General features: G+C 35.2%; 5 protein-coding genes. 2 read left to right on the top strand and 3 right to left on the bottom strand.

The annotated features are described in order from the left end of the window. Nucleotides 1–283: 283 nt before the first annotated feature. The 3 genes from EO244_RS17160 to EO244_RS11695 all read right to left on the bottom strand — a co-directional run bounded on the left by EO244_RS17160 (nucleotide 284) and on the right by EO244_RS11695 (nucleotide 6,961). Complete coding sequence (locus tag EO244_RS17160) at nucleotides 284–2,749, bottom strand: helix-turn-helix domain-containing protein (RefSeq protein WP_129254861.1); 2,466 nt, start codon at nucleotides 2,747–2,749, stop codon at nucleotides 284–286. Nucleotides 2,750–2,912: 163 nt separating this feature from the next. Further along, the gene (locus EO244_RS11690) at nucleotides 2,913–3,629 is read right to left on the bottom strand and encodes a LytR/AlgR family response regulator transcription factor (RefSeq protein ID WP_129254862.1); all 717 of its coding nucleotides are present in this window, start codon (nucleotides 3,627–3,629) and stop codon (nucleotides 2,913–2,915) included. Nucleotides 3,630–4,006: 377 nt separating this feature from the next. After that, entirely contained in the window at nucleotides 4,007–6,961 is a 2,955-nt protein-coding gene (locus EO244_RS11695) for a M4 family metallopeptidase (RefSeq protein WP_129254863.1), read from the bottom strand. Between the two features lie 2,941 nt (nucleotides 6,962–9,902). Between EO244_RS11695 and EO244_RS11700 the strand changes: the two genes are divergently transcribed. Both EO244_RS11700 and EO244_RS11705 read left to right on the top strand, forming a co-directional pair. Continuing rightward, nucleotides 9,903–10,811 carry an abortive infection system antitoxin AbiGi family protein gene (locus EO244_RS11700; RefSeq protein WP_129254864.1) on the top strand — a complete coding sequence of 303 codons (909 nt, stop codon included), beginning with the start codon at nucleotides 9,903–9,905 and terminating at the stop codon, nucleotides 10,809–10,811. Nucleotides 10,812–11,218: 407 nt separating this feature from the next. Then, nucleotides 11,219–14,104 carry a hypothetical protein gene (locus tag EO244_RS11705; protein WP_129254865.1) on the top strand — a complete coding sequence of 962 codons (2,886 nt, stop codon included), beginning with the start codon at nucleotides 11,219–11,221 and terminating at the stop codon, nucleotides 14,102–14,104. The last annotated feature ends 1,082 nt before the right edge of the window (nucleotides 14,105–15,186 follow it).

Raw genomic sequence — 15,186 nt, forward strand, 5'->3', positions numbered from 1 at the left:
AAATTCAGTCTTCCTTTAGAGGGAGGAGTAAAAACTGAATTTTATATGAGTATGATGGCATTACTTTTTGGATAGCTTTTTTTATTTGTCTTTTAATTAACAAGTGAGAGTTCTGTTAAAAGAATTCTGTTTGTAAGAGTTTACTGAGTGCCGGTCCCGAACGTTCGGGATGAATTTTTGGTACTTTTTTTTCAAGTAAAAAGTACAAGAAACTAAAGTTTAAATGGGAGTTCAGAATAACAAGACTTGCATTTATGAATACCCCCTTTTATATTGCATCCATTTAGTTTGTTTTCTGATCCTTCACATTCTCCCAATGCGCCAGAACAAAGCGCAGATCACTCATGCTAACATCTTTTCCCAAATCGCGTTTGGCATCGTTTAGGGCATGTACTTCGTGTGTGTCAAAATAAGCCATGATGTTGTCCAGCTTCTCATCTTCAACAAAACTGCTCACCGGCAAAGCATTGATGCCCACATAATAAGTCAGGTGTTCTTCTATGGTAGAACGGGTCAGATCGCGCATGGCTGCAATCACCGGAATACTCTTTCCCTCTTTAAACATCTGAAAGCTTTGTTCTTTACTACTCACTTTCTTAGGTGTTTCTGTTTGTGCAGATGAAAAAATATCGGGAGCCTGCGACAGATTATTTTCTTTTTTAAAGGCATCTACCAGTTTCAAAAGTTCCAGTCCAAATTCGTCAATCTTTTTAGAGCCCATGCCTTTGATCTTTTTCAAAGCCATTTTGTTTTGAGGCAGACTGTTGCAAATCTGAACCATTACCTTCAAGCTAATAATGGAAGCCACGCCGGTATTCAGGGCATCGGCTTTGGCATATCGCCAATCTTTAAGTTGTTTGAAAAGTTCAGGATAGTCCACAACGGCCGAATAATCCTCTTGCTTGGGCATGCGTTTGAAGCTAATGGTTTTCAGATGCTCCTTGGCTTTGAGTTCAAGAAAATCTTTCAGAACAAAACCATGCTGGCAGTAAAGCATACAGGCCAGTTTTACACGCGTTAACTCCACAATCTGCAGGCGCAGTTCTTTAACTGTTTTTTCAAGAGCCTGATTATCCGTATCGAAATAGCTCTCATGAACGGGTTCCAGAATATAGAGTTCAAGCTTGGGAATAAAGTATTGACAGGCTTTGTGCAGGCGTTCCTGAAAAAGTTTGTCGTTTTCAAGATTGGCCGAATCGCCAAACATATGAAACAATTGGTTGGCGAATTGTTGCCCAACCTTAACCAGTTCAGATTTTATCTGGTTGATGACGGCCTTTAGTTTTTCCTTGCAATCACCTTGTGAGGTAGTGGGGTAAGCCTCAAATACCTTGTTCAGCCGATAGCAATAATGGTAAACCAAATCCATATCGAAGAGTTCTTTGAGTAGAGAGAGCTGATAGTCACGCTTTGCCTTATACAAATCTTCTTGCTTAGGCGGATTCTCTTGCATGGCCTTATTAAAACTGGCTACCGAGCTGTCGCAGATAATGCCCTGAGGATTGATGCGGGTTTTCAGCACCATCCCTTCAAGCGACTTGCAGCGCGACAGAGCCACATACACCTGTCCGTGTGCAAAGGCCGAAGCCGCATCGATAATGGCTTTCTCAAAAGTGAGGCCCTGCGATTTGTGTATAGTGATGGCCCAAGCCAGTTTCAACGGAAATTGTGTGAAGGAACCAATCACCTCTTCCTCAATCTCTTTGCTTTCTTCGTTGATATTGAATTTTATATTCTGCCAGGTTTCCTTTTCAACTTCAATGACATCTTCGTCGCCCTCACATTTTACGCTGATGCTGTCCTTATTCATAAAGGTAATCACACCAATCTTGCCATTATAATAACGTTTGGCTGACTGCGAATCGTTTTTCACAAACATCACCTGAGCCCCTTTCTTTAGTTCCAGTTCTTCCAGGGTAGGGAAGGAATAGTCAGGAAATTGGCCATCTATGCTGGCTGTAAAACTTTTTTTGTCGGTTTCAAGCTTTTCCAGTTTAATCTCGTTGATTTCCTCTGCCTTTCGGTTGTGCGTACTCAGTGTGATATAGGCATCCTTATCATCCGGATCGAAATCGGGCTTGTAGTTGGCATTCAGTCTGCGTCGCGACGCGTCTGACAGTTGGTTGTTGCGTATTTCGTTGAGAATACGAATAAAGCTTTCATCCGTCTGACGATAGATGTGTTTGAGTTCTATACAGATATGAGGTGACTTTTTCAGGGCGCGCGAACTGAAAAAGAACTCCGTTTCGTAAAAACGACTGAGGATAGACCATTCTTCTTGTTTCACCACGGGAGGCAATTGTTGCAAATCGCCAATCATCAGCAGCTGAACACCACCAAAGGGCAATTTCGAGCTGCGGTAATGACGCAAAACCGAATCAATCCCATCCAGCAAGTCGGCACGCACCATCGAAATCTCGTCAATAACCAGTAGATCTAACGATTTGATGATATCAATCTTGTTTTTTCTTAAACGGTTTTCAGGGGCATTTTTAGCTTTGTTTTGGTATTCTTCATCGGGCAGAATAGGACTGAACCCCAACTGAAAAAAAGAGTGAATGGTCACCCCGCCCGCATTAATAGCAGCTACACCCGTCGGAGCCACCACAATCATGCGTTTGAGCGATTCCTGACGCAAACGGTGCAAAAAAGTGGTTTTACCCGTCCCGGCTTTTCCTGTGAGAAAAATATTGGTGTTGGTGTTCTCTATATAGTCGTAAGCCAGCTTCAGCTCTTTGTTTTCTGCCATCTGATTGTGAAAAATGATAATCAGTAAAATTAATACTTTCGGTGGAGAATGGGAGAGAAGCGGAAAGGAAAATCAAGGATAAAGTTTCAAAGAAGAGTTTGACGCAGATTCTCACGGATTAAATATGAGTCATCATATTGCTTGATTGTTGATTTGTTTAAGTTTAGACAAGAATATTTTCATTAACCCAGTTTTGAAATTTACTTTTGTATTTCTCACTTACTGAGATGTAGATTTTGTCATCAAAAATAATCCTGTTACGTTCGATTACAGAAATTTTAGTTAGGTTCACAATATACGACCTGTGAATACGCATAAACTTGTAATCAGGGAGTTTATCTTCAATTGATTTTAAGCTGCAAAGCGACATCACTTCGCTTGAGTTGTCTAAATGAATCTTCATGTATTCGCTTATTGACTCAATATATTTTATATGATTTAAATCAATTTTAACGGTTTTATATTTCGACTTAATAAAAAGAAAATTGTTTTCTGTTTTATCCGGACTCGTAATCGGTTGATGAATTTTAAACCTCGTTTTAGCTTTATGTGCTGATTTTAAGAATTCGGAGTAATTAAAAGGCTTAAGTAGATAGTCAATGGCATTTAAGCGAAACCCTTCAATTGCATACTGGCAGTGTGCGCTGGTAAAAATCACCATGGGGGGATTGTCAAGCAATTTAACAAAGTCGATACCACTTAAGCCGGGCATGTCAATATCAATAAACATCAAGTCAACCTGCTTTTCTTGTAAAACATCTATAGCCTTTTCGGGACTGGTATAAATTGCAACCTTCTCAAGAAAGGACGATTGATCGATATACGATTCGATCTGTTTTAAAGCTATAAGTTCATTGTCAATAGCAATGCATTTTATCATAATGATTCTGAGTGTTTGGAAATACACATAAATTTGAATTCAACTTATACGAATGAAATCAATCAGTTGTAAGATTTGTCAATAAATATATGCTTTTTATCAGTAAAAATGTAATAGTTGTCAATTAAATGTTATAGTTAAACTATGATGAATGGTATTTAACTAAATACGAGTTAAGCAATTGTTGCCTTTTGTGAGCTTAATACGATCTATGCTATTGCCAATTCGTTTTCATTAAAGCTGTATTTATCGCACATAAGAAAGTCCGGTTCAATACCGGACTTTCTTCATTTTTGCATAGACACATAAAACCGTTTAAGTTAATGGATATGCATAGGGTTTTCAAAAGAGAAAAGCCTTAAGGTTTGCTTCAGATTTTATTTTTTGATAAACTTTTTGGTTATAATCTCTTTTTTCGTCTCAACTGAGATAAGGTACAAGCCAGTTGGAAGTTCTGAGATATTAATTCTACTCTCATTATCATCCATCTTAACTACTTTTATTAGTGATCCGGTTGTACTGTAAATTTTAAGCTTACCATTTGTTTTAGCATTTGTAACCTGTACTTTAATGAACGAGCTAGCTGGGTTAGGATAAATATTAACAGCTGGTTCTGTTACGATAGTATTCATATTGGAATTAGTAGCAGTAATACCGTAAGTAGTACTAGGCAGACAGAAACTGGTCACCTCTGATGATCCAAATGAACCGCCCGATGCCAAGATCGTTCCTGTGCTATTTTCTAGTTTGTATGAACCGTTTCCATAGGCACAGCAAATGCCATCACCGTAAGCATCCGAAATAGTGAACTCATAACATCCATCTGTTAAATCATCAATTGGAATAACAAGAGTTGATTCATCTGCTTGCGAGTTGTATGTGCCTCCCGAAGCAACAGTTGATCCATTACCATCTTTTAGTGCCCAACTTGTTTCTTCTGGATATCTGTCGAATGTAATTGTAAGAGTTAAGTTGTTGGTACTGGCTGTTGTCGTTGTGACATCTAATGAATTACTTGCAGCCGAAATATTACCTTTAGCATCTGTAGCAGTTACATAAAAGCGGTATGTCGTAGACTCTGTAAGACCTGTTACATTCGTTGTGGTACCTGTTGTTGTTGCTATTAAATTTCCATCCTGATAAACTTGATAATCTTTTACCGCAACATTATCTGTTGAAGCTGTCCAGTTCAAGGTGCATGATGTATCTGCAATATTCGAAGATGCCAGGTTTGCAGGAGCACTTGGAGCTTCTGTGTCATCTGATGGTTCTCCAAATGTTACGGTGTAATCTTCAACTTCACCGTAGCCAAATGTCTCACAAGTCGTTTGTGCGCCATTGTATTTCATAGAGATTCTCATACGTGTTGTTCCGCTTGCCGAGGCATCCAGGGTCATGCTTCCGGTTACAACACCACTATTTACAGCACCGGCATCATATACCAATTCGTCAGCGCTAAAGGTAAAGTCCTTATTATAATCTATCCAGATTTTCCAGTATTCATTATAGGATGTACTGGCATATCCAGGTGTTAAAGTTAAATCAACTGTTGCTCCAGCCTCAAGGTTTATGGTTTTATCCGTAAAATCGGAATAGCCCGTTGCACCTGATGAATTTGTATATGTTCCAATAGCAACTTCCGAAATCCACTCATAACTAAAGTCACTCCCTTTTGAACTACAGTATGTATCATTAATCTCACCATATGGTGTACCAACACCAATAGCATACATGGCATTGGTTACCGAAATTTCTTCCTGAGAACCTGCTCCATAAAGATCTTGAGCTGCTTGTATGGCAAATGTTCTTGCATCTGCATAATTAGAGCTTGAAGTCATATACTGACTTTCAATTCGAAATGTAATTTGTTCTGCTTTTTCAATTCCAATGGCTGTTACATTATACGAGTCGCCATTATCATTTGTTCCGGAGCCACCTTCGGTTATTAAATAAAACCAGTGGCAGAAAGGACCATTGTTTGTATGAACCCCGCCATAATCATTATATCTGCTGGGGCTACTTGAAAGGGGGGCCCAGTTTGTACCTTGATAAGTATCAGGTAAACCTTTCGATTTTGGATCACTTATTGAGCGGAGTGCTGAACCTAAATCTTCACCCATTGCCCAGGTATCTTTATTTGGAGCATATTTGTATTCAATAGCACAACCCCAAATGTCGCTGAATGCTTCGTTTAGAGCACCTTCTTCATTTTGGTAGTTAAGATCAGCCGTATATGAACAAACTGCATGTCCGAATTCATGACCAAAAACATCAAGAGAAGTTAAAATATCAAAGGAGCTTCCATCGCCAAAAGTGAAAACTGAACCATTCCAATACGCATTATCATAGTTCACATCGAAATGAACATAGGTTTTGATTAATGCACCATTATTATCAAAACTGTTACGATTAAAGGTGTTTTTAAAATAATCATAGGTCATCATGCCTGCCCAATGCGCATCTAAAGCACCGTTATCTTTAGCAGAATTATCATATTCGGCTTGAGACCAGTTATTATCATTATCAGTAAAATCGACTGCACTGGTATAACTGGTTCCTTGATTACAGTTATAAGTCACGATACCATTACCTCTTGTATAATCTCTTAATCGATAGTAGGTACTGTAACTTTCGGTGTTGATTGGTTTTGTACCACTATAGCGTGTAACTGCCGAACCTGTTTCATTAGCTCTGTGAAGACGAGCATTCGTATGAACAATCTCTCCGGTATGAGCGTCTACATAAATAAAGGCACGACTTAAAGGTTTTGTGGCATAAATATCAATTTTATAGGCCAATACCATTTCGTGAACAGCCTTAGGATCTTTGCCGTAATCATAAGCAACAATAACCAATTCAGGAGCTGTATAAAAATCTTTGTTGTCCGTGCTCATGTATTCTTCAGCGTTAACAAAAGCTTTTGCTTTTTCACGGGCATCATTTTCGGTGAGAGAAGGTCTAATGTTAATCTCTTCGACTAATTTGTAATTTCCATTTAACGATTCGATTTGTTTATTACGACTATGAACGATATAAACACCATTTTCTACTTTGATTCCCTTATGATACTGTTGGAATCTCTCATGGCTATAACCATTGCGATCATTTTCTGATCGTAATGATTTATACGCATCATTTGTTGTCATGTTAAACAAACCAGACAATACGGCTTTTGTTTCTGCCTGAGTAGCAGCTTTCGTTTTGCCTTTAGTGTTGAATTTAATAAAGGTTGGGTGACCGTTCTGGTCAAGTTTTTGTTTTTCAATCTCTTGCGCATAGGTCGAATGACATATAAATGCAAAAATAAAAATAAGAGTAAAACATTTTTTCATAATTAATGGGGATTAGGTTAATAAGTATTAATGATATTTAATAACATAAACTTAAAAATGAATTAATCGTTTAGTGAATAAAATCAGTAGAGAGTTATTTATTATCTGTAGATAGGTGAATCTTATCAGTAAACAGAACAAGTGCATTTTCAATAAATTATAATCGTGCAATCTTTTGTCTTAAGGTCATTTACAATCTCCAATGACGAGAATAGGGGGTGTAAATTGAATAGTCATGCTCTGATTATAAGTAAGCTGTAAATATCAGGGTATGACTAGACCCCGTATTTTACCAAACTTGAATCAGGTTAATAAAATTCCCCTCCTTTATGAGGAGGGGTGCCAAGCTCCGCTTGGCGGGGTGGTGCATTCTCATCAACAAACATCTAAATTTCAATCGAGTTCCCTGAGCCGTTGCATTGAGCGAAGTCGAAATATTGTCGAAGTAGAGGAGAAATGTTTGGCGAATTGAATTGTCATGCTCTGATTATAAGTAAGCTGTAACTATCAGGGTATGACTAGCCCCCATATTTTATCAAACTTGAATCAGGCTAATAAATTCCCTTCCAGTTTCCTAAGTCTTCAAACCTTTCTCAATTATAACCACCTCCCCCAAACAAGTTTGGGTACTCCTCCTTAAAAAGGAGGAGAAATGTTTGGCGAATTGAATAGTCATGCTCTGATTATAAGTAAGCTGTAACTATCAGGGTATGACTAGACCCCATATTTTATCAAACTTGAATAAGGCTAATAAATTCCCCTCCCGCTTCCTGAGCCCGTCGAAGGAGAGGAGGGGTGGCGAGTTTACTCGACGGGGTGGTGCATTCCCATAAACAAACATCTAAATCTCAATCGAGTTCCCTGAGCGGTTGCATTGAGCGAAGTCGAAATGTTGTCGAAGGAGAGGAGGAAAGGGTAGAGAACTGAATAGTCATGCTCTGATTATAAGTAAGCTGCAACTATCAGGGTATGACTAGACCCCATATTTTATCAAACTTGAATCAGGCTAATAAATTCCCTTCCAGTATCCTTAGTCTTCAAAACCTTTCTCAATATATAACCACCTCCCCCAAACAAGTTTGGGTACTCCTCCTTAAAAAGGAGGAGAATTTATAATGAAATAATAAGATTTGATTTGACTAACAGTTTCCCCTCCCGCTTCCTGAGCCGTCGCATTGAGCGAAGTCGAAATGTTGTCGAAGGAGAGGAGTAAAGTGTAGAGAATTGAATAGTGATGCTCTGATTATAAGTAAGCTGTAATTATCAGGGTATGACTAGAACCCATATTTTATCAAACTTGAATCAGGCTAATAAAATTCCCCTCCTGTATCCTTAGTCTTCAAAACCTTTCTCAATTATAACCAGCTCCCCCAAACAAGTTTGGTTACTCCTCCTTAAAAAGGATGAGAATTTATAATGAAATAATAAGATTTGATTTAACTAACAGTTTCCCCTCCTTTATGAGGAGGGGTGCCAAGCTCCGCTTGGCGGGGTGGTGCATTCTCATCAACAAACATCTAAATTTCAATCGAGTTCCCTGAGCGGTTGCATTGAGCGAAGTCTAAATGTTGTCGAAGGAGAGGAGAAATGGGTGGCGAATTGAATAGTCATGCTCTGATTATAAGTAAGCTGTAATTATCAGGGTATGACTAAACCCCGTATTTGTCCAGATTTGAATCAGTCTAATAAATTCCCCTCCTTTATGAGGAGGGGTGCCAAGCTCCGCTTGGCGGGGTGGTGCATTCTCATCAACAAACATCTAAATTTCAATCGAGTTCCCTGAGCGGTTGCATTGAGCGAAGTCTAAATGTTGTCGAAGGAGAGGCGAAATGGGTAGAGAATTGAATTGTCATGCTCTGATTATAAGTAAGCTGTAACTATCAGGGTATGACTAGACCCCATATTTTATCAAACTTGAATTAGTCTAATAAATTCCCCTCCAGTGTCCTTAGTCTTCAAAACCTTTCTCAATTATAACCACCTCCCCCAAACAAGTTTGGGTACTCCTCCTTAAAAAGGAGGAGTATTTATAATGAAATAATAAGATTTGATTTAACTAACAGTTTCCCCACTCGCTTCCTGAGCCATCGCATTGAGCGAAGTCGAAATGTTGTCGAAGGAGAGGAGAAATGGGTAGAGAACTGAATTGTCATGCTCTGATTATAAGTAAGCTATAATTATCAGTGTATGACTAGCCCCCATATTTTATCAAACTTGAATTAGGCTAATAAATTCCCCTCCAGTATACTTAGTCTTCAAAACCTTTCTCAATTATAACCACCTCCCCCAAACAAGTTTGGGTACTCCTCCTTAAAAAGGAGGAGAAATGTTTGGCGAATTGAATTGTCATGCTCTGATTATAAGTAAGCTGCAACTATCAGGGTATGACTAGACCCCATTTTTTATCAAACTTGAATCAGGTTAATAAATTCCCTTCCAGTATCCTTAGTCTTCAAAACCTTTCTCAATTATAACCACCTCCCCCAAACAAGTTTGGGTACTCCTCCTTAAAAAGGAGGAGAATTTATAATGAAATAATAAGATTTGATTTAACTAACAGTTTCCCCTCCTTTATGAGGAGGGGTGCCAAGCTCCGCTTGGCGGGGTGGTGCTTCACACACACAAGCCTTAACTTAATTTTATTCTTTCTATTTAATGCCTGCTAATCATTTTACTTCTCTGGTAAATACTGTTTATTTAATTGTTTTCATAAATTTGATAGACTTTATTATTTAAAAAAATAATAGAAGACCACAAAGCTTTACAAGATATACTCTATAAGGAAATATTGTTCAGGTTTTTTGAACAAATAAACGAGTTGTGGTGCATTATAACTGAACTTGTACACTTTTGTCAAGCTCTATCAAAAAATGGCATATATAACAGAATATGAAATTAAATAAAGCCTAAGATGATTACAAATAAATAACATAAAACGAACATGCCTAATCATGAATTAAGCTCTGAAAATCTTTATCACTTTAAACAAGATTATAAAATAATTGAATCTATCTTGAAAAATGGATTTAGACATACAAAATGGAATGAATCAATACCATACGAGAATTTAATACAGCAAAATTTCATTGTCTGCTTTTGTGATATTAGAATAGAAGATTCTCGTAGTCACAGAGCTTGCTATGGCAACAATGCTATTGTACTTACAAAAGAATGGGGAATTAACAATGGTGTTTCACCTGTACGATATGTACATGAAAATTCACCTGGCATCTCTCAAGACTATATCCAGAGCAAGAACAGATATAGGGATATTAGACAAAGATCTAATGGTCGGGGTGATGATGTACTTAAGGAATATGTAATTTTTTCTGTATTAAAAGATTCTGATAAACTAAAATCTGATACATTCCAGACTGAAATTAATGAAAACCCAGCTTTATTAAGAGAAATGTCCGAACTGGAAACTGAGTACAGAGATATATATCATATTTTAACTAGATATAAAAAGGGAAATGTTTTAGCAAAATTTTTGCGTTCACTTATTAATAGGATTTTTGAACTACACAACGAATTAGAAAGAAGAGATTCGTATATGCGGATTTACAAAGATGATTTTACTCAACCAGCAAATAATCATACTATTCATGATAAAATTTTATATGAAGAGAAAGAATGGCGTTCAATAAAATACCGCGATATATCAGAGAAGAGTGACTTTTTGCCTGTTAGCTATAATTTAACTTTCAATGAAGATGATATCGTTGCAATACTGGTAGAGGACAAAGAAAAAAAGGATTCTCTAATTCAATTTTTAAGTACAAACAGCACTTTAGTTAATGCAACTAAAACAATTCCTAAAATTGAAATAATAACTAATTTTAAAGAATAACGACACCACAACACACGCTCATAAATAATTGCCGAGACAGTGGCATTCGAAGGTTTCTAGCTCGCATAAACTGCAATGAAACTAGAAAGTAAAACCCTCCGAAATCGGCAACTATTCATAGCGTCGACCGTTATATGCAATTCGCTCTATAAAGGAAAAATTCATTGATTATTGAAGCGAACGATAAAAATATAAATCACTGAAAATCAAAGACTAATTTTTACCGTTAGTCAGAAACCGATAAATGAACGAGTTAATATAATTAATGAGTATAGAAGGAAATGAAATAATAGAAAAACCTAACGCGAAAAGCAAGAGTTTGTCAGCTCATACTTGTAACTCCCCTTTGCTTGTCAAACACATGCTTTTATTGTTTTAACTCGCTTCTGCATTAATGATTCGATACTATGAAAGCAACTCCAATATTTACAGATAATTTTTTATCACATTATATTTCTGATTTTAGGATTACTTCTATTCCTGATATCAGGGGTATATCGATTGTTATTAAGAGTCTAGTTCAAGAGTTAGAAACAGGAAAATTCGAAACACTCAAAGAAGAAGAAATAAAATCAAGGTTCATTACTCAGTTTTTTGGAGACGTATTGGGTTTTAATTATGGTAATTCAAATGAATGGCTGTTGCGTGAAGAAAAGAAATCAATTATTGACGGAAAAAAATCTGACGGTGCATTAGGATACTTTTATAAAGAAGGTAAAAAAGATGATGTAAGAGCAGTTATTGAATTTAAAGATGCGAAAACTGGAATTGATTCAAAACAAAATAGAAGAGGCGAACAAACACCCGTAGAGCAAGGTTTTTCCTATGCTCCAACAATGGGAGGCAACTGTAAATGGGTTATTGTATCAAATATAAAGGAAACAAGATTTTATATTTCAAATGATAGTTCAAAATATCAATCATTTTTTCTTAAAGATTTAGTTAATGAGGATAAGTTAAAATCGTTACTTTTTTTATTTCATAAGGATAACTTTATAAAGAAAGAAGGTAATTCACAAACTGACCGTTTATTGGAAAAATCAAAAATACTTTCTGAGAAACAAGATTTACCAATTCATATTATTGATAAATTATATAATTGCATTCATAAATTTGAAGGTTTAGGTTTTGTTGACCCAAACTACATATCAACTCTTTTCCCATTCAATATTCTAGATGAGCATGTGTGGCAATATCATAACCGTAACTTATTTACAATAAACGCTGAGCTTTATAAGCTATTATCTGAAATTGAAATTGAAAATAATGAATTGATAATTTCTCAACAATTAAAAAATGAGATTGCGACTTCAAATGTAATAGATGCAAGAAATAAACTTGAATCAACATTTATATTCCTGAATCAGTGTATGATTGATGAAATAAGTGCAATAAAGGATTACAAACAAATTGAAGCGAAAAATAAAAGAACAATTGGCTTTAGTACCAGACATTCATTTCATTTTAAAGAAAAAGAAGAAGGTATAACAAAAAGAATTCAGCTATTCGATAATAAGGAGTGTGATTGTTTAAGTTGCAACTTCAGAAGTTTAAACTTTAAAAAACTACTTGAAAAACTAAAAGCTGGTTTAGGCAATGAAGATTTAAACACAACAGAGTATGCCTTCGGAAATTATTTAGTAGCCTCGAATAATTACAAGAATGCATATAACATTTTAAAGTCAATTGAAAAAACGACTAAAGGAAGGGAAACTAAAGAGATTGAATACTTTCTCAGTAAATTAAATATTAAATATTTACACAACTTGATAAGTGATTATCAGTACGCTGATGGAAAGGAGATTTTAAACGATATAAAATCCATTGATTTAGACAAAGTCATTTATGATGAAATCGAATTCAGCGTTGATAGGGACGTTAAAAACTATTTAATTGGAATAAAGGAAGATAAATTAATTTATAAGTTACAAGATAAAATTGAAGATGTTGTATTTCAAATAGAAAAATTAAAAAATCTCTATGACAATGGAGGCGTGCAACATGCTGGTCCTAATTTGCCGTTTAATTTATCTCAGGCATATTTTTCTCTTTATCTACATGTAAATAAAAATTATATCATTTATGATGTCTTTAACCGATATAAATCTCTCACAGAGAAAGTTTTCAAAGGACTTGTCATAAGTTATCAAACCAAAGAAGTAGGAATAACCGAATTCAATGAGTTTTTTCTAACAGAAGCAATACTCCATATTAACCCAAGTGACCTACAGGAAGTACTAAAAGAAATTGATGTGATAAAATTAAACAAACAATGTGTTGATAATTTATTACAAAAGCTCAATAATTTTACATTATCATATTTCAGAGATGGCTTGTTCAATGACCATTATAAAAGTTCTTTGATTGAAGAGTATTTAACTAATTATGGGTTTAGAGCTACTTATAGAAATATCTTCTCAAATTTGTTTACTATTCTTAGAAGGTTAGAAATTGATAAAGAACAATTCAGCAGTTCTAAAAAATCATTATTAAAGTTCTTAAAAATAGAAACAGAATTAGCATGGAATGATTTAAAACAATTCTCATTTTTTCTTACAGATAAAGGCTATCTATTTGTCCCTGATGAGTTGATGGATATTTTAAAGATTGCCATTGAAAGAGATGAATTTTATAATACTAAATATACCGATTTGATAGAAACTACTTCTATTGTGATAGGAAAGTTTTATTCTAATTATAAAATCGAGAATACAAAACTAATTCAAACTGCAATTCTAAAAAGTAGTTCTGATGATGGTAAACGCGCAAATTACTCTCACCTACTACATTTAATTAAGGTGTGTAATGAAAAATGCAAATCAATATTAATTGAGATGATAGAAAATGAACTAAATGACAATTTTAGTGGTGATTTTTATTTTGACTTACTTAATAAATCAGATTATAATTACAATTCAAATGGATACTTTCAAAAATATTGTGATTATATAAATCAACACAAAGGAAATGGGGTATACAAATATGGGACTTTAAAGCTTACTGATGGGCTATTTATTAGATTAGTATATTTAATCTATAAATTCAACATTGACTTTGAAATAGAAGAATTAAAAGGATTTACAAATCTTAATGACTTCGAGAAATGGCTTTTAAATCCTGATACTTTCAATTATGATGACTTTGATGCGAACTGGCTTTTAGACTGTAATAAACCTATGTTCCTAAATAGATTAAAAGGAAACGGAGATATTGCTAATGCACTTGATTTAAAATTAATTACTTCTTTTAATTCAGAATTAGCTAGTATGAAGTACAAATATTTCAGAAGGTAATATGATTATTTATATAAGCTATACTATTATACTCTTCGCATTATGCATATTTAGTATTTCCGCAAAGCTTGATCAGAGACCCCGTATGCCCAAAGTGCCTGAAAGTCCATTGAGATTCAATAGATGGATTTAGAGATGTTTGTGCCATTGCCGATGCGCGATTGTATCGCGCACCATTAAATTAGAATCCAAGGGAGTTCTTGTTTTTTAACTCATTTTATATGTAGGATTCAAATGAGTCTGACTGCCTCAAAAGAATAACCCAAAGCCCCCCGGTTTTGGGTTTTTTTATGCCCTCTCACCAGGTCCTTCCTTTGGCTCATTTGGAAAATAAAAGCTATAAAACAATAAAATATCTTCGTTTTCGAATAGTCTTTTGATTACTCGGTGTTTAGTGAAAAAGATCAGGATTAAAATTCGAGGAAAATATTTGATGTAAAAAATAGTCGTCCCTAATTGTTCGGGAATGCCAATAAAATCAGATTATTTAATCATCCTTAAACGAGTGTTTTTTGTTGATGAATAAACTTTTTTCGTCCATAAGTGAATTTTAAGTTTGGAAGTTAAAGAATAATTTCTTTAACTTTATTGTAGAAAACGATCCATAGCTTATTAAAGGTTTGAATCATAAGTTTGACTTGAATGGCTATTTATTCTCTAAAAGTTTCTTCCGGAAGAGCTTTTTATATTGATTTTGAGTAATCAGTATAATTGAAATCTAATAATCCCACCAAAAACTTGAAATAAGACTTCCCTTATTTCTAAATACACAATGTTGAATAGTAATGACTAACTAAAATTTTAAACAGAGACGGCAAATTTTCTTACCGGGAATTTCAATCGGCATACAGAGCGGATGAATTTTTATACAGAGAATTTCAATCGGCATACAGAGCGGTCTAATTTTCGTACAGAGAATCTCAATCGGTATACAGAGACGACTGTTTTTTATACAGAAAATTTCAATCGGCATGCAGAGCGGATGAATTTTCATACAGAGAATTTCAATTGGCATACAGAGCGAGCTGATTTTCGTACAGAGAATGTCAATTGGCTTACAGAAAATCTGCCATCTCTTACAG

It is taken from the genome of Ancylomarina salipaludis, assembly GCF_004122035.1.
GTDB lineage: Bacteria > Bacteroidota > Bacteroidia > Bacteroidales > Marinifilaceae > Ancylomarina > Ancylomarina salipaludis.

Coding starts and splice junctions, on each gene's coding strand:
- EO244_RS17160 (WP_129254861.1), bottom strand. CDS start 2,749: ATGGCAGAAAACAAAGAGCTGAAGCTGGCTTACGACTATATAGAGAAC.
- EO244_RS11690 (WP_129254862.1), bottom strand. CDS start 3,629: ATGATAAAATGCATTGCTATTGACAATGAACTTATAGCTTTAAAACAG.
- EO244_RS11695 (WP_129254863.1), bottom strand. CDS start 6,961: ATGAAAAAATGTTTTACTCTTATTTTTATTTTTGCATTTATATGTCAT.
- EO244_RS11700 (WP_129254864.1), top strand. CDS start 9,903: ATGCCTAATCATGAATTAAGCTCTGAAAATCTTTATCACTTTAAACAA.
- EO244_RS11705 (WP_129254865.1), top strand. CDS start 11,219: ATGAAAGCAACTCCAATATTTACAGATAATTTTTTATCACATTATATT.